The 19,425-nt window shown below is 58.5% G+C and carries 16 protein-coding genes; 12 read left to right on the top strand and 4 right to left on the bottom strand.

Annotated elements, in window-relative coordinates; translation table 11 throughout:
• Positions 1-109: 109 nt before the first annotated feature.
• The 7 genes from FE782_RS27215 to FE782_RS27185 all read left to right on the top strand — a co-directional run bounded on the left by FE782_RS27215 (position 110) and on the right by FE782_RS27185 (position 9,798).
• On the top strand, positions 110-1,087 hold the full coding sequence (locus FE782_RS27215) for a sugar ABC transporter substrate-binding protein (RefSeq protein ID WP_138197515.1): 978 nt from the start codon (positions 110-112) through the stop codon (positions 1,085-1,087).
• A complete protein-coding gene (locus FE782_RS27210) occupies positions 1,084-2,553 on the top strand; it encodes a sensor histidine kinase (RefSeq protein WP_138197514.1) in 1,470 nt (489 codons plus the stop codon). Before FE782_RS27215 ends, FE782_RS27210 begins: the two co-directional genes overlap by 4 nt.
• Positions 2,528-4,075, top strand: a complete 1,548-nt coding sequence (locus FE782_RS27205) for a response regulator (RefSeq protein WP_138197513.1) — start codon at positions 2,528-2,530, stop codon at positions 4,073-4,075. The genes FE782_RS27210 and FE782_RS27205 overlap by 26 nt, the downstream gene beginning before the upstream one ends.
• Before the next feature lie 14 nt (positions 4,076-4,089).
• A complete protein-coding gene (locus FE782_RS27200; protein WP_439116461.1) occupies positions 4,090-5,196 on the top strand; it encodes a sugar ABC transporter substrate-binding protein in 1,107 nt (368 codons plus the stop codon).
• Positions 5,197-5,847: 651 nt separating this feature from the next.
• Complete coding sequence (locus FE782_RS27195; RefSeq protein ID WP_138197511.1) at positions 5,848-6,951, top strand: sugar ABC transporter substrate-binding protein; 1,104 nt, start codon at positions 5,848-5,850, stop codon at positions 6,949-6,951.
• A gap of 93 nt (positions 6,952-7,044) precedes the next feature.
• The gene (locus FE782_RS27190; RefSeq protein WP_138197510.1) at positions 7,045-8,565 is read left to right on the top strand and encodes an ATP-binding cassette domain-containing protein; all 1,521 of its coding nucleotides are present in this window, start codon (positions 7,045-7,047) and stop codon (positions 8,563-8,565) included.
• Positions 8,566-8,577: 12 nt separating this feature from the next.
• Complete coding sequence (locus FE782_RS27185) at positions 8,578-9,798, top strand: sugar ABC transporter permease (protein ID WP_138197509.1); 1,221 nt, start codon at positions 8,578-8,580, stop codon at positions 9,796-9,798.
• A gap of 62 nt (positions 9,799-9,860) precedes the next feature.
• Here FE782_RS27185 and FE782_RS27180 read toward each other — a convergent pair whose 3' ends face one another.
• Positions 9,861-11,252, bottom strand: a complete 1,392-nt coding sequence (locus tag FE782_RS27180; protein ID WP_138197508.1) for a sulfatase — start codon at positions 11,250-11,252, stop codon at positions 9,861-9,863.
• 100 nt (positions 11,253-11,352) lie between these two features.
• Between FE782_RS27180 and FE782_RS27175 the strand changes: the two genes are divergently transcribed.
• Positions 11,353-12,225, top strand: coding sequence for a helix-turn-helix domain-containing protein (locus FE782_RS27175; protein WP_158299578.1), 873 nt, complete (start codon positions 11,353-11,355; stop codon positions 12,223-12,225).
• A 20-nt stretch (positions 12,226-12,245) separates the two neighbouring features.
• Here FE782_RS27175 and FE782_RS27170 read toward each other — a convergent pair whose 3' ends face one another.
• From FE782_RS27170 to FE782_RS27160, 3 genes are read right to left on the bottom strand one after another with little or no spacing between them, the layout of a single operon-like run.
• Positions 12,246-13,862: a hypothetical protein gene (locus FE782_RS27170; protein ID WP_138197506.1), complete on the bottom strand. Its 1,617-nt coding sequence runs from the start codon at positions 13,860-13,862 to the stop codon at positions 12,246-12,248.
• 25 nt (positions 13,863-13,887) lie between these two features.
• The gene (locus FE782_RS27165; protein WP_138197505.1) at positions 13,888-14,604 is read right to left on the bottom strand and encodes a sulfite exporter TauE/SafE family protein; all 717 of its coding nucleotides are present in this window, start codon (positions 14,602-14,604) and stop codon (positions 13,888-13,890) included.
• On the bottom strand, positions 14,605-15,288 hold the full coding sequence (locus FE782_RS27160) for a GntR family transcriptional regulator (RefSeq protein ID WP_158299577.1): 684 nt from the start codon (positions 15,286-15,288) through the stop codon (positions 14,605-14,607).
• A 160-nt stretch (positions 15,289-15,448) separates the two neighbouring features.
• Here FE782_RS27160 and FE782_RS27155 point away from each other — a divergent pair, with 160 nt between their 5' ends.
• The 4 genes from FE782_RS27155 to FE782_RS27140 are packed head-to-tail and all read left to right on the top strand — an operon-like array spanning position 15,449 to position 19,395.
• Positions 15,449-16,630, top strand: coding sequence for a mandelate racemase/muconate lactonizing enzyme family protein (locus FE782_RS27155; protein ID WP_158299576.1), 1,182 nt, complete (start codon positions 15,449-15,451; stop codon positions 16,628-16,630).
• A 4-nt stretch (positions 16,631-16,634) separates the two neighbouring features.
• Positions 16,635-17,399, top strand: a complete 765-nt coding sequence (locus FE782_RS27150) for an SDR family NAD(P)-dependent oxidoreductase (protein ID WP_138197502.1) — start codon at positions 16,635-16,637, stop codon at positions 17,397-17,399.
• 45 nt (positions 17,400-17,444) lie between these two features.
• Entirely contained in the window at positions 17,445-18,377 is a 933-nt protein-coding gene (locus FE782_RS27145) for a dihydrodipicolinate synthase family protein (RefSeq protein WP_138197501.1), read from the top strand.
• A 1-nt stretch (position 18,378) separates the two neighbouring features.
• On the top strand, positions 18,379-19,395 hold the full coding sequence (locus FE782_RS27140) for a galactitol-1-phosphate 5-dehydrogenase (RefSeq protein WP_238392677.1): 1,017 nt from the start codon (positions 18,379-18,381) through the stop codon (positions 19,393-19,395).
• Positions 19,396-19,425: the final 30 nt, after the last annotated feature.

Below are 19,425 nucleotides of genomic sequence, written 5' to 3'. Positions count from 1 at the left end.
GAAGGGCACGTTTTCCCACACGGGAAGACGTGTCCTTCGTATCGAATTGAGAATTCGTCCGAAGATGATATGATGAAGCTAAGTCATCCAGTCGAAGGAGGGCGTCGCTTTGCGCAAAACCGCTGTCATCCTGTTGGGATTGATCGGTTTCGTCCTATGCTATTTTACGTTCGTCTCGGCGGGACAGGCGTTCCGCGCCGGCTGGCCGCTGCCGCGCGCCTTGGACGAGCAGCAAGCTCGTTATCGTCTGCTGCTCATTACGCAAGAGCTCGAGACCCCGTTCTGGGATCGCGTCGGCGCAGGAGCGCTGGAGCGGGCGGCGCAGGACGACGTCGGCCTGCAGGTATGGGGAAGCTACGGCAAGAACGAAGACGATTTCCTGAAGCGGATCGAACTCGCCATCGCCTCGAAGGTCGACGGCATCATCGTACAAGGATTAGACACGGCGGAGTTCAAGGCGCTGACGAAAATCCAAGCGGGTCTGTACGGCATCCCGGTCATTACGGTGGCGAACGACGTGCCGATGCAGGAAAGCCTAAGAAGGACGTACGTCGGGTCCGATCATTATGCGGCAGGGCGGATGATCGGCCGGGAGCTGGCGGCCGACATGGGGCCGGAAGGGACGGTCGTCCTGCTCGGCGGCAGCCGGCAGCAGCATTACCAGAAGCAGCGGTTGGACGGCGTTCTGAACGCGCTTCACGAATACCCTGAGATCGTCACGGTGTATACGGAGACGGCCGATCCGAGGGAGCAGGTCATCGCCGCTACGCGAGACGTCATGAACCGGCACCCCGAGGCGGACGCCTTCGTCGCGCTCAACGCCAATATCGCCGAGAGCATGATACAGGAAATCGGGAAGCGCTCGCGAATCGAGCCTTATCATATCTATACGTTCGACGACGGCCCGGAATCGGCATCGCTCCTGAAGGAAGGGAAGCTGGACGGCATGATCGAGCAGTCGCCCGAAGCGATGGGGAGTCGCAGCGTCGAACTGATGGTGCGCTGGCTGGACGGCGAGACGGTGCCGCTCGATACGAACGGCTATTTCACCGACGTTCGCATGCGGAAGGCGACGGACGCCCCATGACGACGAGCATACAGAAAAAAATATGGATTCTCGCCTCGGTCGTCCTTACGATCATGGCGGTCATCTGGGGCGCGCTGACCTATTACAACCAGAAGACGCAGGACCGTTACAACGACATTTTGCAGCGCTACCTGCGCATGAACGAAGCGACGGTCGCGAGTCAGCAGCTGGTCGCTTCGTTAAACAACTATTTGTTGTCGCCGACGACGGATCGCTTGGCGCAGCTGCAGGCGGGCCGAGACGCCATGCTCCGGGCGAAGTCCGAAGCGAGCCGTCTCCGCAACGCGGACAACGATTTCGAGATGAGCAGTTATCTCCATCTGATCGACAGTCTCGTCGAGACGACGGATCGAACGTTGTTGTTCCACGATCTGAAGGACGCGGAAGCGTCGGGTCGGACGTTCTCGGAGGCGACGCGCATCTCGAAGTATATTTCGGAGATGACGCTCGCCTTGATCGACAAGGAGTTGAAGACGTACGAACGGTTCTACCGCGGGATTATCGAGCAGTCGGAGGCGCTAAAGCGGCTAGGTCTGTGGCTGCTTCTGCTGATCACGTTTTCGCTGGCGCTGTTCGCGTATTGGTTTTCGTCCAGCATCACGAAGCCGGTATTCACTTTGATCCAAGCGGCCAAGGAGCTGTCCAGGGGACGGTTCGACCTCAAGATCGAGGTAGCGTCGAACGACGAGATGTCGTTCCTCGCCAAGATGTTCGATCGCATGCGGATCAACATCAACCATCTGTTTCTAGAAATCCAAGAGAAGGCTCAATTGGAAAAGGAACTCCAGCAAAGCAAGCTGCTGCTTCAAGAAAGCCAATTGCGCAGTCTGCAAAGCCAAATCAACCCGCACTTCTTGTTCAACACGCTGGATACGATCTCCAAGAAAGCCTACTTGGAAGGCTCGGAGGAGACGAGCGATCTGCTCGTCAACGTCGCCAGCCTGCTGCGTTACAATCTGAAGCGATTGGATCGCTCGGTGACGTTATACGACGAGGTGCGCGTGCTGCAGCAGTATATCGAGATTCAGAAGGCGAGGTTTTCGGAGCGGCTGCGATTTCATACGGACATCGACGACTCGTGCCTGCACGTGCAGCTTCCGGGGCTGACGCTGCAGCCGATCGTGGAGAACGCCGTCATTCATGCGGTCGAGCCCCGGGAGGACGGGGGCGTCATATGGTTCCGGGTCGCCGACGGCCCGGAGCGGGTAACGGTCGAGATCGAGGACGACGGGCCGGGCATCGCCCCGTCCGTCGTGGAAAGAATGCTGGAAGGACTGTCGCCGGAAGCGGAAAGCCATTCGACCGGCATCGGGTTCGCCAACGTCGTCAAGCGGCTGCGCCTGTTTTATGCGGTCGAGGACGTGCTGGACATCGAGAGCGGCGTCGGAGCGGGAACGAAAATCGTCTTGAAATTACCGAAAACAAGGAGAAGCGAAGCGTATGTTCAAGGTCCTGATCGTGGATGACGAGCGGATCGAACGGGAAGGGCTGCGCGCGATCTTATCGAACGGCTGTCCCGATCTCGAGATCGAGGAAGCGTCGAACGGGAAGATCGCGGTGGAGCGGGCGGCGGCGTTCCGGCCGGACTTGATTTTAATGGATATCAAGATGCCGGGGATGAACGGTCTCGAGGCGGTGGAGCGGATCGCGGCCGACTTTCCCGACATTCGGTTTATTATGGTGACGGCGTTCGATACGTTCGATTACGCCCGTCAAGCGATCAAGCTCGGCGTGAAGGATTACTTGCTTAAGCCTAGCAAGGCGCGCGAAATCGTGGAGACGGTCGACAAGGCGAGGAAGCAGATCGAAGAGGAGCGGAAGTCGCTCGAACGGAACGAGAAGCAGCAGGCGGCGCTGAGGAAGGCGATGCCGCTCGTCGAAACCGACGTCGTGACGCAGCTGCTGTTCGATCATGTGCACGAAGTGCATCTGGAGGAGCTGCTCGGTCTTCTGGACATTCGGACCGCGAACGAGATGTTCGTCATGAGCGTGCTGCTGCCCCCTGGCTCCGAATCGTCGTATTCGGCTGTGAAGGAGAAGGTGCGGCAAGCGGGCAGCGGCTGGGTCGGCGCGATGAACGGCAGGCGCATCCCGATCATCGTCTTTCGCGAGAGCGATCGGTCGTTCCGCTCGCAGGCGATGTCCTTGGCGCGGAGCCTGTTGACGGCCGCGTCGGGCGCCGGATCGGGATGGTTCGTCGGGATCGGCAATCCGTACGCTTCGCTCGGCCAAATCCGCCAGTCGTATCAGGAATCGCTGCTCGCATCGATGGACCCGTCGATGGCCGTTAAATACCGATTCTATGAAGACATTCCGGCGCAGGGAACGGCCAGTCTCTCCGTCGGTCAGGCCGCGAAGCAGCGGGAGAGGCAGCTGCTCGACTCTATCCGGCTCGGGCACTGGGATACCGTTCAGGAGAACGTAATGGAGGTCATCGGACGGTACGAGCGGGAAGGCGCGAATTTGGTGCTGACGCAGCAGCGCATGCTGGAGCTGCTGTGGATCGCGTCTCGCACGCTGAACGATCTCGGCATCGAGGCGGAAGCGCCGACGTATACGTTCCAAGCGCAAGATTTCCGGCAACTTCGCGCCGAAACCGGACACCTGCTGGAACGAATGAAGAAGGCGTATGCGGAGCATTATAATCGCTTAGCGCCGGATACGATCTATCGGATCAAGCAGTATATCGAGGAGCATTCCCACGAGGATATTTCGCTGGAGGCGATCGGCAGGCGGGTCGGACTCAGCCCGTTTTATATCAGCAAGATGTTCAAGGAGCAGCTCGGCGTCAACTACATCGACTACTTGACGGAATGCCGCATCGAGAAGGCGAAGAAGCTGATGGCCGACCCCGAGAAGAGCCTGAAGGAAATTACGTTCGAGGTCGGGTATCACGATCCGAATTATTTCAGCAAGGTGTTCAAGAAGCTATGCGAGCTGTCGCCCACCGAATATCGGAAGGCGCTGCTGCAGGGGACGAAAGAATGAAAGGGGGCCGGACCGTGAATCGTTCTCGCGTTCGCGGCGGGACGGCGTGGCTTGCGCTGCTCCTGCTTGCGTCGGCCTGTCTCTTCGTCTCCTGCGAAGAGAACGGAGACGGCGGTGCCGCTTCGGAGCCGGCGCCGACCGCGGAGCGTCCGACGGACGGCGAAAGCCCGCCGGCCGACGGCCCGGTAAAGATCGGCTTCTCGATGGATACGCTGCTGGAGGAGCGTTGGCGGAAGGACCGGGATTTGTTCAAAGCGGCGGCGGAGGCGCTTGGCGCGGAAGTGGACATTCTGGCGGCGGATGGGGACGACGCGCTGCAGATCGCGCAGGCGGAGACGCTGATCAGCCGCGGCGTCGACCTGCTCGTCATCGTGCCGCACAACGCCGAGGCGATGGCGACGATCGTGCAGAAAGCTCATGCCGCCGACGTGAAGGTGCTGGCGTACGACCGGTTGGTGCGCAACGCGAACGTCGATATGTACGTGTCGTTCGACAACGTACGGGTCGGAGAGCTGCAGGCGGAAGCGATCACGAAGCTGGCGCCGCGGGGGAATTACGCGTACATTGGGGGCGCGGAGACGGATAATAACGCGCGCCTGTTGAAGCAGGGCGTGTTCAACGTACTGCAGCCGCGGATCGACAGCGGGGACATTCGAATCGTGTATGACCAATGGACGGAAAACTGGGAGCCGGCGAACGCGTTCGAGAATATGCAAGCCGCTTTGGAAGCGAACGGCAACGCCATCGACGCGGTCATCGCCGCGAACGACGCGACGGCGGACGCCGTCATCGAGGCGCTCGCGACGCGCGGGCTGGCGGGCAAGGTTCCGGTCGCCGGCCAGGACGCGGATTTGACCGCGGCGCAGCATATCGTCGAAGGCACCCAGACGATGACGGTCTACAAGCCGATCCAGTCGTTGGCGCAGGCGGCCGCAGAACTGGCGGTTAAGCTGGCGTCGGGCGCCGCCGTGACGGCGAACCGGTCGATCCCGAACGGGAAGGCCGACGTGCCGGCGCTCCTGCTGGCGCCGATCGCCGTCGACCGGGCGACGATCGACGACACGATCATCGCGGACGGCTTTCATTCGAGGGAAGACGTGTATAAGAACGTAAAAGAATGACGGCTTACGAAGCGCACAGCGTCGGGTTTTCGAATCCGGCGCTGTTTTTTTATGAACTGTAGCGGTCGAGCCCGCTGCAGTCGGAGCAACTCCGACTAATGGGCCTTGGCCGGCCGTTCGGCCCGCTGCAGTCGGAGCAACTCCGACTAATGGGCCTTGGCCGGCCGTTCGGCCGGCTGCAGTCGGAGCAACTCCGACTAATGGGCCTTGGCCGGCCGTTCGGCCCGCTGCAGTCGGAGCAACTCCGACTAATGGGCCTTGGCCGGCCGTTCGGCCTGCTGCAGTCGGAGCAACTCCGACTAATGGGCCTTGGCCGGCCGTTCGGCCTGCCGCAGTCGGAGCAACTCCGACTAAAGGGCCTTGGCCGGCCGTTCGGCCCTCTGCAGTCGGAGCAACTCCGACTAATGGGCCTTGGCCGGCCGTTCGGCCTGCTGCAGTCGGAGAAACTCCGACTAATGGGCCGCAGCCGGCCGCTCAACCCGCAGCAGTCGGAGCAACTCCGACTGCTGCCGCCTTCGCCGTCGAGCCCAGGTTAAAAAAGTGAAGACGATATTAAAAGAGTGCTATACGACAGCGCTTTCAACCCCCTCGCCCGGTGATATAGTTACGGTGTAGCAACACAAAAGAACTAGACCGAGAGGGGTAAGTCGAATGAAAAGATTTATGAAACCAGTGGCATTATTGTTACTCGTGATGGTGGTTTCCGCGCTCGTCGCGGCGTGCGGGCAAAGCGGGAGCGGCAACGTAAGCGTAGGCATCGTGCTGCCGACGAAAGACGAACCGCGTTGGGTGCAGGACGAACAACGCTTCAAGGAAGCGCTGTCCGGCACGGAGTACACGACCGAAATTTTGTTCAGCCAAGGCTCGTCCGCGAAGGAGAAGGAAAACGTCGAGACGCTGCTCAATAAAGGCATCGACGTCTTGATCATCTGCCCGCAGGACGGCGCGGCCGCGGCGGCGGCCGTCGAAGCGGCGAAGAAGGAAGGCGTTACGGTCATCGCGTACGACCGCTTGATCACCGACACGGACGCGGTGGACTACTACGTTACGTTCGATAGCGTCGCGGTCGGCGCGGCGCAGGGGCAATACTTGATCGACAACGCGCAAGGCTCCGGCGTACCGCTGTACTTGTATGCGGGCGCGGCATCCGACAATAACGCGTTCTTGTTCTTCGAAGGCGCATGGAGCGTGCTCCAGCCGAAGCTCGCCGACGGCACGTTCAAGATCGCCAACTCGAGCGAAGCGGAAGCGCTTAAGGAGAAGGCCGAGTTGTCCCGCGACGAGATGAGCAAGATCATCGGCCAAGTGACGACGAACTGGGATCCGAGCGAAGCGAAAAACAAAGCGCAAACGCACTTGACGGCGGCAAGCGCGGCACTGAAGGGCGATGTCGCGATTCTTGCGCCGAACGACGGCACGGCTCGTTCGATCGCCGACGTATTCGGTTCCGACAGCGCAGTATCCAGCTTCGTCGTGACGGGTCAAGACGCGGAGAAGGCGTCCATCCAATATATCATCGACGAGAAGCAATCGATGACGGTATTTAAGGACGTACGGACGCTCGTGAAAGACGCGATGGGCATGGCGGTGACGATCCTCGACGGCAATACGCCGGAGACGACGGGCTCCTACGACAACGGCGTCGTCGAAGTGAAAGCGAAGCAAACCGACGTCATCGTCGTCGACAAAGCGAACGTAAAGAGCGAACTGATCGATTCCGAATATTACGAAGCAAGCGAGTTCACCGGGTTGTAATACTATAGCGCTGCACGGAATAGCGGTAGAGCCTTACTTCTATCGCTATTCCGCTCTTGCGAAAGCGGCAGGGGAGAGGGGGTTCGGCGAACCATGAGCGAATCGATATTGGAGATGCGACAGATTTCCAAGGAATTTCCGGGAGTGAAGGCGCTGGCCGACGTGAATTTCAAAGTGAGGAAGGGCGAAATTCATTGCTTGGTCGGGGAAAACGGCGCGGGCAAATCGACGCTGATGAAAGTGCTCAGCGGCGTCTATCCCTACGGCACGTATGAAGGGGATATCGTGTTCGAAGGCGCCGTGCAGCAGTTCCATCAAATTACGGACAGCGTGAAGGCGGGCGTCGCGATCATCTATCAGGAGTTGGCGTTGTTCCCCGATCTGACGGTATACGAAAACATCTTCGCCGGCAACGAGGTGAAGCGAGGCAAGCTCGTCGACTGGAACCGGACGGTCGTTCAAGCGAAGGAGATGCTCCGGAAGGTGAAGCTGAACGTCAATCCGGAGACGCTCGTGAAGGATCTCGGCGTCGGCAAGCAGCAGCTCGTCGAAATCGCGAAGGCGCTCAGCAAGGACGTAAAGCTGCTCATCTTGGACGAGCCGACGGCGGCGTTGAACGAGGACGACAGCGAAAATCTGCTGCAGCTGCTGCGGGAGCTGAAGCAGCAAGGCATCACATGCATTATGATTTCCCACAAGTTGAAGGAAGTGATCTCGATCGCGGATTCCGCGACGGTGCTTCGCGACGGGCGGACGATCTGCACGTTGGACGGCGCCAAGGGCGAGATTACGGAGAACGCGATCATTAAAAACATGGTCGGCCGCGAAATCGAGGACATCTACCCCAAGCGGACGGATTCGAAATTCGGCGACAAAATTCTGGAGCTGCGGAACTGGAGCGCATACGATCCGGGGCTGGGCCGGAAGGTCGCGAAGAACGTCGACCTGCACGTACGCAAAGGCGAGATCGTCGGGATCGCGGGCTTGATGGGCTCGGGCCGGACGGAGTTGGCGCTGAGCATTTTCGGAAATCCCAAAGAATACAAGCTGCAAGGCGAGCTGCTGCTCGACGGCAAACCGAGCGCCTTCGCGCATACGAGCGACGCGATTCGCGCGGGCATCGCGTACGTCACCGAAGATCGCAAGGGGAACGGGCTGTTCCTGGCCCAGGACATTAAGAGCAACATCTCCGCGGCGAACCTGTACGGCATCGCCTCGAACGGCATCATCAACGAGAACGAAGAAGTGAAAGTCGCGACGGAATACAAGAACTCGATGTATATCAAGGCGCCGTCCGTAGTGCAATTGGTCGGAAAATTAAGCGGCGGCAACCAGCAGAAGGTGTCGCTCGGCAAGTGGCTGTTCGTCGGGCCGAAGCTGCTGATCTTGGACGAACCGACGCGGGGCATCGACGTCGGGGCTAAATTCGAAATCTATTCGATCATGAACAAGCTGATTCGGGAAGGCATGAGCATCATCATGATATCGTCGGAGCTGCCCGAAGTGCTCGGAATGAGCGATCGCGTATACGTCATGGCCGAAGGCGAGATCAAAGGGGAACTGGCGATCGCCGACGCCGATCAAGAAAAAATCATGCAGCTTGCGACGCAATAGGAGGGATCCCCCATGGAATTGAATCGCGCGCCGGAGGCCGTCAGGGCCGGAACGCCGGCAGGCTTCTTCCAAGAAGCCCGGACGTTGATTCGTACGAATATTCGCGACTACGGCATGTACATCGCCTTGTTCGTTATTATGCTCACATTTACGGTTCTTACGGACGGACTGTTCATGTCCTCCCGAAATATAAGCAACCTGCTTGATTCGACGGGGTATATCGCCGTGCTGGCCGTCGGCATGACGCTCGTCATCGTCATCCGCCACATCGACTTGTCCGTCGGCTTCGCGGCCGGATTCATGGGCGCGATCGCGGCGATTCTCCTGACGCAGATGGGCGTGCCGGTGGCGGTCACGATTCCGATCATTCTCGTCCTGGGCGTCGTCCTCGGCTTGATCAACGGGGTGCTCGTGGCGAAGATCGGCATCCCGGCGTTCGTGGCGACGTTGGCCGGATGGCTCTTCTATCGGGGGGCCTTGCTGCAAATTACCGAGAAGTCGGGCACGATCATCATTAAAGACGAAGCGTTCAACGCGATCGGCAACGGCTTCATTCCGTCGCTGATGGTCGTGAACGGGCTGCACCTGCTCTCGCTCATTTTGGGACTGGCGGGTATCGCATTGTATGTGTGGAGCGAAGTATCGAATCGCCGAAATAAGCTGAAGTACCAATTCGAAGTCGTCTCCAAGCCGATCTTCGTGCTGAAGGTCGCGTTCGTATCGGCCATCATCGCGTATATTACTTGGATTCTCGCAGGCTACAACGGATTTTCTTGGACGGTTATGATTATGCTGCTGGTCGTCGTCGTCTATCACTTCTTCACGACGAAGACGGTCACGGGCCGCCATATTTACGCGGTGGGCAGCAATCCGGAAGCCGCGCATCTGAGCGGCATTAACGTCAAGAAGATTACCTATATCGTCTTCGGTTCGATGGGCATGCTCTCCGCGCTGTGCGGCATCTTGTTTACGTCCCGCCTGCAATCGGCGACGACGACGGCCGGCACGCTGTTCGAGCTGGACGCGGTCGCGGCCGCATACGTCGGCGGCGTCTCCTCCGCCGGCGGCGTCGGCAAGGTGACGGGCGCCATTATCGGCGCGATCGTCATGGCGTCGCTCTCCAGCGGCATGAACCTGCTGGGCGTCGGAATTTCGTACCAGTACATGATTCGCGGCGGCGTCTTGGCGGCGGCGGTCATCTTCGACGTCATGACGCGCAAGAAGCGGGGGTAGTCCGCTACGATAGATAAACGAACAGGTAGAGGGCTGGTGCGTCCAGCCCTCTTGTTCGTTTTTCAGGAATTCGCGACTTGCGGAATTTTGGCTTCCACGGATTCTCTCCATGAAGTTAACAGACGGTGCATGCGTGCGGCAATGTCAGGCCGCTCTGTAACGAGGTTGTGCTTCTCCTCCACATCCTCGCCGAGATGGTACAGCTCCAATCGGCCATCCTCGAAGAACTCGATTAGCTTGTATGTTCCCATGCGAATGGACGAGCCCGGCGTGCCGCCTTGGTTGCCGTAGTGCGGGTAGTGCCAGTAGATCGCTTCCCGCTCCAGCGCTCCGCCTTGCAGCAGCGGCACGAGACTTACGCCGTCGATCGGTCGATCGGGCTCCGGTACGAACTTGATTCCGGCCGCCTGCAAGAACGTCGGAAACAAATCAGGGGTGGTGACGGGCTCCGAACATACGCTTCCCCCCTTCGCGACGCTTGGCCAGCGAATCAGCAGCGGTTCGCGCACGCCGCCTTCGTACATCCAACCTTTCCCTTCTTGGAGGGGAAAGTTACACGTCGGCGATCCCTCGGAGGTCGCTAAACCGCCGTTGTCCGAGGTGAAGACGATCAAAGTGTTTTCCGCTGCCCCGGCTTGTTCCAACGCGTTCAGCAGTCTGCCGATGTTCCAATCCAAGTTATACACCATAGCGGCGTATACCGGATCGGACTGCAGCTTTCTCCGGATGACGTTCAGATGCCTCTTGTGTTCCATGGGGAAAGACTCGCCTACCTCGAACGGATCGACAGAATCCAGTCCCATCGCTTCGGCTTTCCTCGCGAACCGTTCAATATCCTCCGGCTTCGCTTGTATGGGCGTATGGACCGCATAATGCCAAAGATTAAGGAAGAAGGGACGGTCATCCTTCTGAAGAATGAGTTGGATCGCCTCGTCCGTGAGCCGATCGGTCAAATATTCGCCCTCAGGTCCTTCATCCAGCGTGGGGATGCCGTAGGGGCTGAAAAATCCGTTGATCGGCATGCCCCAGTGACAACCGCCGACGTTCGCGTCGAAGCCGTGTTTGTCAGGGGAATACGCTTCCCCGCCTAGATGCCATTTGCCGACATGCCAGGTTCGATACCCTGCTTCTTTCAGCACGGATGCGATCGTGCGTTCTTCCAACGGTAGGTACTTCAAATAGGGAACGTCCACCAATTTCCCTCTGCAGGGGTGAATCCCGCTTCCGAAGTCGATCCAATCGGTGACGCCGACCGACGCCGGATACCGGCCGGTCATAACGCTGGCTCGTGTGGGGGAACAAACCGGACACGAAGCGTATGCGTCGGTGAAACGGACGCCGTCTTCCGCGAATCGGTCGAGGTTCGGCGTTTCATAGAAATCGCTGCCGTAACAACTTAAATCCTTCCAACCCATATCGTCGATCAAAATCATTACGATGTTCGGTTGCTTCATTTCGCTTCGCACCTCGGTTCGGGATATGGATAATAGCATTAATTTTGATTATATTATATGCTTGATATGTAAGCGACTCCATGTGCAGGAGTGTGAAAGCATGTCGAAAAACACTCTGTCGGCCGAAGGTTATGCGGCACGCATCTCCTCGATAGCGGCCCGGGTGCCTATCGAATGTCACGTGCGGTTGGATGTGACGAACGATTTCATCCTTCCGCCGAACTGGGGGTTCCGGGATCGGGTCAATATCAATTTCCATATGGCCTACGTTCGCTCCGGGGACGGATCTTACGAATTCGGAGACCGGGTGGAGAAGCTGACGCGCGGGAAGGTGTTCTTCGTTAGCCCGGGGTACCGCCACAGTCGGCACTTGAATCCGTTGAAGCCGCCGAGCATGTCGCTCGTGCGGTTCAGTCTCGTTCGCAACGATTCCCAAGCTCCTTTAGAATGGACGATACCCCCTTTCGCCTTCGCTTTCGAACCGAGGAACGGCGCCGTGTTTCATTCCTTGTTCGGATCGTTGGCCCGTCGACCTCCGAACTCGGAGTTGACGCAAGCCATGTACGGAAGCTTGATCGTACAGCTGTTGATCGAAATTTACGCGGAGCTGGTCGCTGCGGGAGACGCCGACGTACTCGGAGATTTCCGAATGGAGAAAGCGATCCGATGGATGCATGAGCACGTCGATCGGCCGGCTTCCGTGAAACAATTGGCTGCGCGCAGCGGGTTGAGCGTCAATTATTTCCGAACGATGTTCAAGAAGCGATTCGGTAAAAATCCCTATGATTATATGACGGAGCTTCGCATGAAGCGGGCGATGGAACTGCTCCTCGAGACGGACGACAAGGTGAAGGACGTGGCGTCGGCTTTAGGCTTCACCGATCCGTTCGCCTTCTCTAAGCAATTCAAGGCCGTCCTCGGCGTAGCTCCCAGCCACCTAAAGCGAGGAAAAGAAAAAACCGCCGACTGGTAATCCGTTCGGCGGTTCGGCGATTAGATCGATCCGGTAAGAGATAGTTCGAGGTTGTTTACGGCCGGATTCGCGTCCACGCGGCTTCCGAGCTCGAGGAGGAAGAGCGCGATATATACGCTGTTGTTCGTCCAAGTGATTTGTTTCGACGACATCGGGAAACTCGGGATTTCGCCGCCGCCGTGAAATTGCTGCGTCTTCACGAGCGTATTAGCCAAGGAGCGCGCCTTGGCGAGATAGATCGCATTTCCCGTAACTTCGTACGCTTTCGCATACACCCTCATCACAACCGCGGTAGCTCTCGCGACGATGACGAATCCGAACTGTTCAATGACGGCGGGAGCGAACCAGGTGTCGACGTCGTATTGCGAATATTTGGTCGGTCCGCCAGGGAACTTCAGGGTCTTCCATCCTTCGTTCGGCTTCTCCCACACGACGAATTGATCCTCCACGAATCGAAGCAGCTCTTCGGCGGTCCGGACTTTTTCGCTGTCCCCTCCATGGTTGTACAGCAAATACAAGGCGGTATCGGCAGCTTGTTCGTAGGCCATTTTCCGATATGGAACCTTGATCTTCACATCCTCGAATTGCGAATCCCAATGAAAGCCTTCGACCGGATGCTCGAGCAGCCACTGCGCGATCTGACCGGGAATGTCCGCGAACTCGGCGAGTCCGTATTGCTTTCCTAACCGTTCGAAGAAGAAAAGAATCCAGGTCGGAACGACCGGCTTCGGTTCGAGCACGGCGCCGGTTTCCCGTTCGATAATCAGAGGCCATGTGCCGTCTTCGCGACGAATCTTGACGTACGTTCGCGCCATGCGAGACGCCGCTTCCAAATAGGTCGCATCTCCAGTAACGTCGTATAAGTCCAATAATCCGAAGCCGGCTCGGACCGGTTCGCTGATCATCATCTTATCCACGTTGTCCACGGCGACTCGAAAGTGCCAATCGTCGATCTTGTTCTCGGGATTGACCCAGTACACCGGGGTGAAGTGCTCCAAAGGCGCGCCCGGCGGCTCGGCCTTCTCGATCAAGAAGTCCGCCATGCGGCGCGCGATCGTGATCGCGTCCTCCACTTCCTGCTTCGTCTCCGTGAGCTTCGAATAAGCGGCCATAGCTCGGATCGAAGCGCCGATCTCCTTCGACGCGAAGCAGTTCAGGAACATGTACGGATCGGGCCTTCCTTCCGTCAGCCAATGCTGGAAGCGGGAATGCAGAAATAATCCCCGCAGCCCCCGTTTCCCCGCTTCCGCGTACGGGATCGGCGGCGGTTCGTGGTAAGGGCCGTGAAAGACGGGAGCGCGGTAAAAATCGATTTCCCCGGAGTTCGCGACCGCGTTCTCCCGCGAAGCGTCGACGCCTTCGACCGTCAGCTTCGTAAGTCCGTGCGGAATGTCGTTCCATACAGGGGAAAGCGGGGCCCATGGCACATCCGCATGAAACGAACGGGAGAGGCCGTCTCTCCCGACGACAGTAAAGCGATATGCGGATGCCCCGGGTACGAGCGGGAGATCGAACGCCGGCGCGTAGACGAACCGCTTGGCGTACTTGTTCCAGAACGGACTCTTGCCCGGTACGCCGGGCCGAAGCGGTTGTTGCGTCTCCTGCAGTACGTCTTCCAAGAATGATTGCTGTTCCATGCGAATTCCTCCCTAATCGTGAGCGTTATATGCTGGAATACAAAAGTTGGATGCCGGTGAAGAACAAGATCACAATGCAGATGCGTTGGAACGAGCGTTGATTGACGTAACGAAACAACCGTTGCCCGATCCACATACCGAGGAGTACGAACGGAACGGAGGCGCCGGCAGACAGCCACGCTTCCCCGGACGTCGGGGCGAAAAGAAGCTGCAGCGCCGCGCTGACCCCATAGATGAAAATATAGAAGGCCAGCGTGGTGCTTCGAGAGACATCCTTATCCAAGTCGACCGCCGAAAAATAGGCGAGCAACGGCGGTCCCGGGATGCCCACGGCGGCGGAGAGAAAGCCGGAGAGGCCGCCGACGGCTCGATCCTTCGCCGGGGTTTGCGTCATTCGGAACCGAAACGCCAGCAGAACCGTGAATAATAGGATGAACAGGCTGACGATCAACTTTAACCTGCCGAAAGGCATGTATAAGAACACCAGCAATCCCGGGGTCATGAAGACGAGACTGCCAGTAAGCAGCCGCTTCAGCAATCCGCGGTCGATGTCCTTGCGGACTTTGGCGAACATCAGCAAGGACAACAAAAGCGAAAGAAGGATGTTGATTTGAACGGCATCCCGGGCGTCGAAGGCGAATAGTAGAAACGGTACGGTTACAATCGAAAAGCCGAAGCCCGTACCGGTTTGCAACGCGGACGACAGCAGGATGACGGCGAACAGAAATACGTACGTCTCCATCTACTCATCCCGTTTGGCGTAAGGGTGCATCACCATCCGCTTCCCTGCTTCGATATGCTGCTCGGTCAATCGGAGCAGCAGCATCCGGTCGCCTTGCCGAACGGCGTCGACGATCGCAAGATGACGGTTTTCCGCTTCGCCCTTCTCGGAAGGGGGAGAATAGATTCTTCCATAGGATTGGAATAGTTGGATGCGGGACTGCAGCATGCTCCACATCTCGAGCAGCAGCCCGTGTTCGCTGCGTTCGTAAAACATACGATGGAAATCGATATCGACCTCGGCGGCTTCTTGATAATCCCCGGCCTGCGTCAGCAGCTCCATCTTCCGGGCATATGCCTCGAGCTTATCCCAATCGGATGGTTGCAGGTTCGGGAAGGCGAGCTCCACAGCCATCAGTTCGAGCTTGCTGCGGATGCTGTACACCTCTTCGATGAAGGCCGGCGTAATGTTGACGACGTTGGTGCCCTTGTAGGGGACTACGTTAATAAGTCCCTCGGTAGCAAGCTGACCGAACGCTTGACGAACGGGGGTGATGCTTACATTTAACGTCTTGGCTACGTTCGCTTCCACGAGCCGCTCTCCAAGCTTCAAATCCCCGCGGAAGATCGCTTTCCTCAGCGTCTCTGCGACCTTCTGACTTGTGCTTCGTTCGTTGTTGCTGATTTGGAGATCCAACTTTACCACACGGCCACCACTCCTTATTTCATCAATTCGGAAATCGCAGGAAAAGAAATTGACAAAAACATGAAAGCGTTTTACAGTTAACAATATATCATGCATGATGCATCATTTCAAACGAAATTGTGATGCGACTTTGCCGGAAGAAGGTGCCGTTCTGAAAATTATGAGCATAGAAGCGATCGTCGTGAAGGTCGATCGGAAGTTGCAAAGTTTCAGCGGGACGGCGGGAACGCCGGGGACGTTCGTGTCGTCGGCCGTCGACTCCGACTACGGATGGACGAAAGAATATTCTTCCTTGTACTCCAAGAAAATCGAAAGCCTGCTAGTGAAAATCACGACCGACGCCGGCATCGCGGGATGGGGCGAGGCTCAAGTCCCTGTCGGCCCTGAAGCGCCCGAGGCGTTGGTTCGTCAAGTGTTATCGCCTCTTCTTCTAAACGAGGATCCGCTCCAGACGGAAGTATTGTGGTACCGCATGTACAACAGTTTACGCGGCAGGGGACACCGGGACAGCTTCATGATGGATGCCATAGCGGCCGTCGACACGGCGTTATGGGACATCGCCGGCAAATATTACGACCAGCCAGTCTACAAGCTGCTGGGCGGCTCGTTCCGCGACGCGATCCCGCTCTACCAATCCGGCTTGTCGGGCAACTCGATCGAAGAGAAGGTCGCCTCCGCGCAAGATGCGGTGCAGCAAGGGTATCGAGCAATCAAGATCTATATCGGCAAGGGGATACAGGCGGACGTCGCCGTCATGCGGGCCGTTCGAGAAGGGGTGGGGGACGAGATCACGCTGCTCGCGGACGCGCTGTGGATGTACAGCGTTCATGACGCGATCCGGCTCGGCGTCGAACTGGAGAAGTTGGGCGTCGCGCTGTTGGAAGCCCCCACCGTCATGGAGGACGTCCCGGGGCACGTCGATCTGACGCGGTCGCTGTCCTTAGCCGTAGCGCAAGGGGAGACCGAGCGAACCCGGTATCAGTTCCTCCCTTACTTAAAAGAAAGGGCATTGGACGTCATTCAACCGGACATCGGACGAACCGGCATCTCGGAAGGGAAACGGATCTTGACGCTGGCCGAGACATTCAACATTCCCGCCGCGCTTCATATGGCGATCGGGCAATGCGTCTATGTGGCGGCATCGGCGCATGTCGCGACCGCCGTCCCGAATTTACTTTGGCTCGAAATGAATCCGGCGATGTTCGAGATGGCAAACCGGTTTCAGCGCAAGCCATGGACGGTTACGAACGGGACGCTCAAGGTACCGGAACTTCCCGGATTAGGCGTGGACATCGACGAAGCGTCCATTCGGCGGTACAACGATTCTGGCATGAGGGCGTGAAGGCATGAACTGCAAAGGACGAACGGCGATCATCAGCGGCGGGCTCGGGGATATCGGCCGCGCGATCGCGCTGGAGCTTGCGAAACAAGGCGTAAGCCTGTCGCTTGCGGACGTGAAGACGCCGAACGAGGCGGAGGCGTTCTTGGAACGGCTTGAAAGCGAAGGCTGCAAGGCGATTTATACGCAGGCGGATCTTCGCGAACCGACTGCGGTGGAGGCATGGATCCATCGCACGGCCGATTCGATCGGCATACCTACCCTGGTCATATCCAATGCCGGCATTGCGACGCGGGAGTCGTTCTTGACGATCTCGGTCGAACAGTGGAATAACGAGTTCGCGGTCAACGTCGTCGGAGCCTTATCCATGTGCCGATCGGCTGCGCAGCGGATGATTCGCGAGGGATTGACCGGGAGGATCGTCCTCGTCGGAAGCTGGGCGGCGCATCGGCCGAATCCCAAAATTCCCGCGTACTGCGCGTCCAAGGCCGCGCTGCGCATGTTGGGCCAGGTGATGGCTCTCGAGCTGGCCGAACACGGCATTACCGTAAACGAGGTGGCTCCCGGAGCCGTGAACGCAGGATTATCCTCGGGGAATTTGCAGTCGATGGGCGAGGAGCTTATCCGGGCCAAGATTCCGGTCGGCGGCTGGATCGAGCCGGAGGAAGTCGCATGGCAGGTCGCTCAGCTATGCGATCCGCGAAATCGAAATATGACCGGCAGCGTCGTTCTGACGGACGGCGGACTTTCATTGACCAGCAAGTGGACGTAGCGGGACGCGGCTCCATTTTCCAATACTTATAGGGAGGACTTCCTCATGACGATTCAAGAGACGAAGCTTCTGCAAGGCGTATATCCGATCTTGGCGACGTGCTTCGGCGCCGACGACGAGATCGATTATGACAGTCAGCGCAGTTTGATCGAGTTTTGTATCGAAGGCGGCGTTCACGGCTTGGTTTTAATGGCGAACGCATCGGAAGGCCATCTGCTCTCCGATCAGGAGAAGCGGGATCTGCTTGTCTTTTGCATGGAGACGATCGCCGGTCGGGTGCCGGTCATCGTAACCGTCAACCATCCTTCGGCTAAAGCGGCGGCGGAGTTCGCTCGTTTCGCCGAAACGAACGGCGCGGCGGCCGTCATGGCGATGCCCCCGTTCTTCGGCAGATGGAGGGCAGGTCCCGACGAAATCTCCCGCTTCTTCGGCGCGTTGAACGATGCCGTTACGATTCCGATCGTCGTGCAGGACCACGTCCTCAGCGACATTCAGTTGCCGGTATCGTACTTGGTCGACTTGGCGAAGAAGTGGCCGCGGGTGCGATATATGAAGCTGGAGTCGGGCAATATCAATTATAAAGCGCAGCAGCTGTTGAAGGCGGAAGGCCAGCCGTTCCTCGGCATCTTCGGCGGCAACAGCGGCATCTTCATGCCGGAGGAGATGGAGTCCGGGTGCACCGGCACGATGCCGGCTTGTTATATGCCGGAGGTGTTCCGTGCGACATGGGACCTTATGCAAGAGGGACGAGCGGAAGAAGCGGTCGCCTATTTTACGCCGTTTTCCCGATTGGCGGCCTACGAGAAGGACGTGGCGAATCGCTGCGTATGGAAGGAGATCTTGGTGAAGCGAGGCGTCATCGCCGGTAACGACGTCCGGCAGCCGAAACCGAGCTTCGCGGGTGATTGGCAATACGACCAATTGATGCGAGTAGCCGAGCGGGCGGGACTCGTCGCGCCGTCCCGTCAGGAGGCGTAGGATGAGCATCGCTGCGATGAAAGCGCTGGTCTACGAGGGCCCTCGGCAGATGAACATGAGGAACGTCCCCATTCCCGAACCGGGGGAGGATGAGGTGCTCGTCGATGTCAAGCGCGTGGGGATATGCGGTTCGGAGCTTGGCGGATATCTGGGGCACAATTCGCTGCGGAAGCCGCCTTTAGTGATGGGGCATGAGTTCTCGGGCGTCGTCAGCAAGATCGGAAGACGCGTGACCGCGACGAAGATCGGCGATCGCGTCGTCGCGAACCCGCTCGTTTCTTGCGAACGATGCATGGATTGCAAGACGGGCGCGCCGCATCTGTGCCGGGAACGGCAGCTGTTGGGGGCTCATCGGCCCGGCGCGTTCGCCGAACGCGTTGCCGTACCGGAGCGTAACGTACATCCGCTGCCGGACGGGATGAGTTTCGACGAGGGCGCCTTCGTCGAACCGTTCGCTTGCGCGATTCACGTATGCCGGCTCTTGAGCCTGTCGCCGGAGGATCGGCTGTTTATCGCCGGAGCGGGGCCGATCGGTCTCTTCGCGCTGCAGGCTGCGCAAAGTTACGGTTTGCGTGACATCGTGATCTCGGACGTCAACCCGGAACGTCTCGAAATCGCCCGCGAGCTAGGCGGCATCGCGATCGCCGGCGGAATCGACGCATGGAAGACGGAGCATCTGCCCGGCGGATTTGACGCCGCCGTAGACGCCGTAGGCATGGAAGTCACGAGGAACGGCTGCATGACGGCCGTGAAATCGGCAGGCCGGGTGGTTTTCACCGGCCTGCACGAGGCGGACAGCCGCCTGCCGGTCAATCTCGCGATTCGCAACGAGATCGTGATGAGAGGGGCGTTCGCGTATACCCCATATGACTTCCGTCTCGCCTTGCAGTGGATCGGCGAGGGGAAGAATCGCTTGTTGCCTTGGACCGTGCATGCCCCCTTGGAGGACGGGGGAGGCTGCTTCGAGAAGCTCGTCGCGGGGCCGGGGAAGATCGCGAAAATATTGCTGACGGTGTAGCCGTACGCAGGCCGTTAGGGGCTGTCCCGG

This window comes from Paenibacillus antri (assembly GCF_005765165.1).
GTDB lineage: Bacteria > Bacillota > Bacilli > Paenibacillales > YIM-B00363 > Paenibacillus_AE > Paenibacillus_AE antri.
This window is presented reverse-complemented; position numbering and strand designations above follow the sequence as displayed.

Excerpts from the sequence above, each read along its gene's own strand:
- FE782_RS27210 (WP_138197514.1), top strand. The coding sequence starts at position 1,084 with ATGACGACGAGCATACAGAAAAAAATATGGATTCTCGCCTCGGTCGTC.
- FE782_RS27205 (WP_138197513.1), top strand. The coding sequence starts at position 2,528 with ATGTTCAAGGTCCTGATCGTGGATGACGAGCGGATCGAACGGGAAGGG.
- FE782_RS27195 (WP_138197511.1), top strand. The coding sequence starts at position 5,848 with ATGAAAAGATTTATGAAACCAGTGGCATTATTGTTACTCGTGATGGTG.
- FE782_RS27190 (WP_138197510.1), top strand. The coding sequence starts at position 7,045 with ATGAGCGAATCGATATTGGAGATGCGACAGATTTCCAAGGAATTTCCG.
- FE782_RS27185 (WP_138197509.1), top strand. The coding sequence starts at position 8,578 with ATGGAATTGAATCGCGCGCCGGAGGCCGTCAGGGCCGGAACGCCGGCA.
- FE782_RS27180 (WP_138197508.1), bottom strand. The coding sequence starts at position 11,252 with ATGAAGCAACCGAACATCGTAATGATTTTGATCGACGATATGGGTTGG.
- FE782_RS27175 (WP_158299578.1), top strand. The coding sequence starts at position 11,353 with ATGTCGAAAAACACTCTGTCGGCCGAAGGTTATGCGGCACGCATCTCC.
- FE782_RS27170 (WP_138197506.1), bottom strand. The coding sequence starts at position 13,862 with ATGGAACAGCAATCATTCTTGGAAGACGTACTGCAGGAGACGCAACAA.
- FE782_RS27165 (WP_138197505.1), bottom strand. The coding sequence starts at position 14,604 with ATGGAGACGTACGTATTTCTGTTCGCCGTCATCCTGCTGTCGTCCGCG.
- FE782_RS27155 (WP_158299576.1), top strand. The coding sequence starts at position 15,449 with ATGAGCATAGAAGCGATCGTCGTGAAGGTCGATCGGAAGTTGCAAAGT.
- FE782_RS27150 (WP_138197502.1), top strand. The coding sequence starts at position 16,635 with ATGAACTGCAAAGGACGAACGGCGATCATCAGCGGCGGGCTCGGGGAT.
- FE782_RS27145 (WP_138197501.1), top strand. The coding sequence starts at position 17,445 with ATGACGATTCAAGAGACGAAGCTTCTGCAAGGCGTATATCCGATCTTG.
- FE782_RS27140 (WP_238392677.1), top strand. The coding sequence starts at position 18,379 with ATGAGCATCGCTGCGATGAAAGCGCTGGTCTACGAGGGCCCTCGGCAG.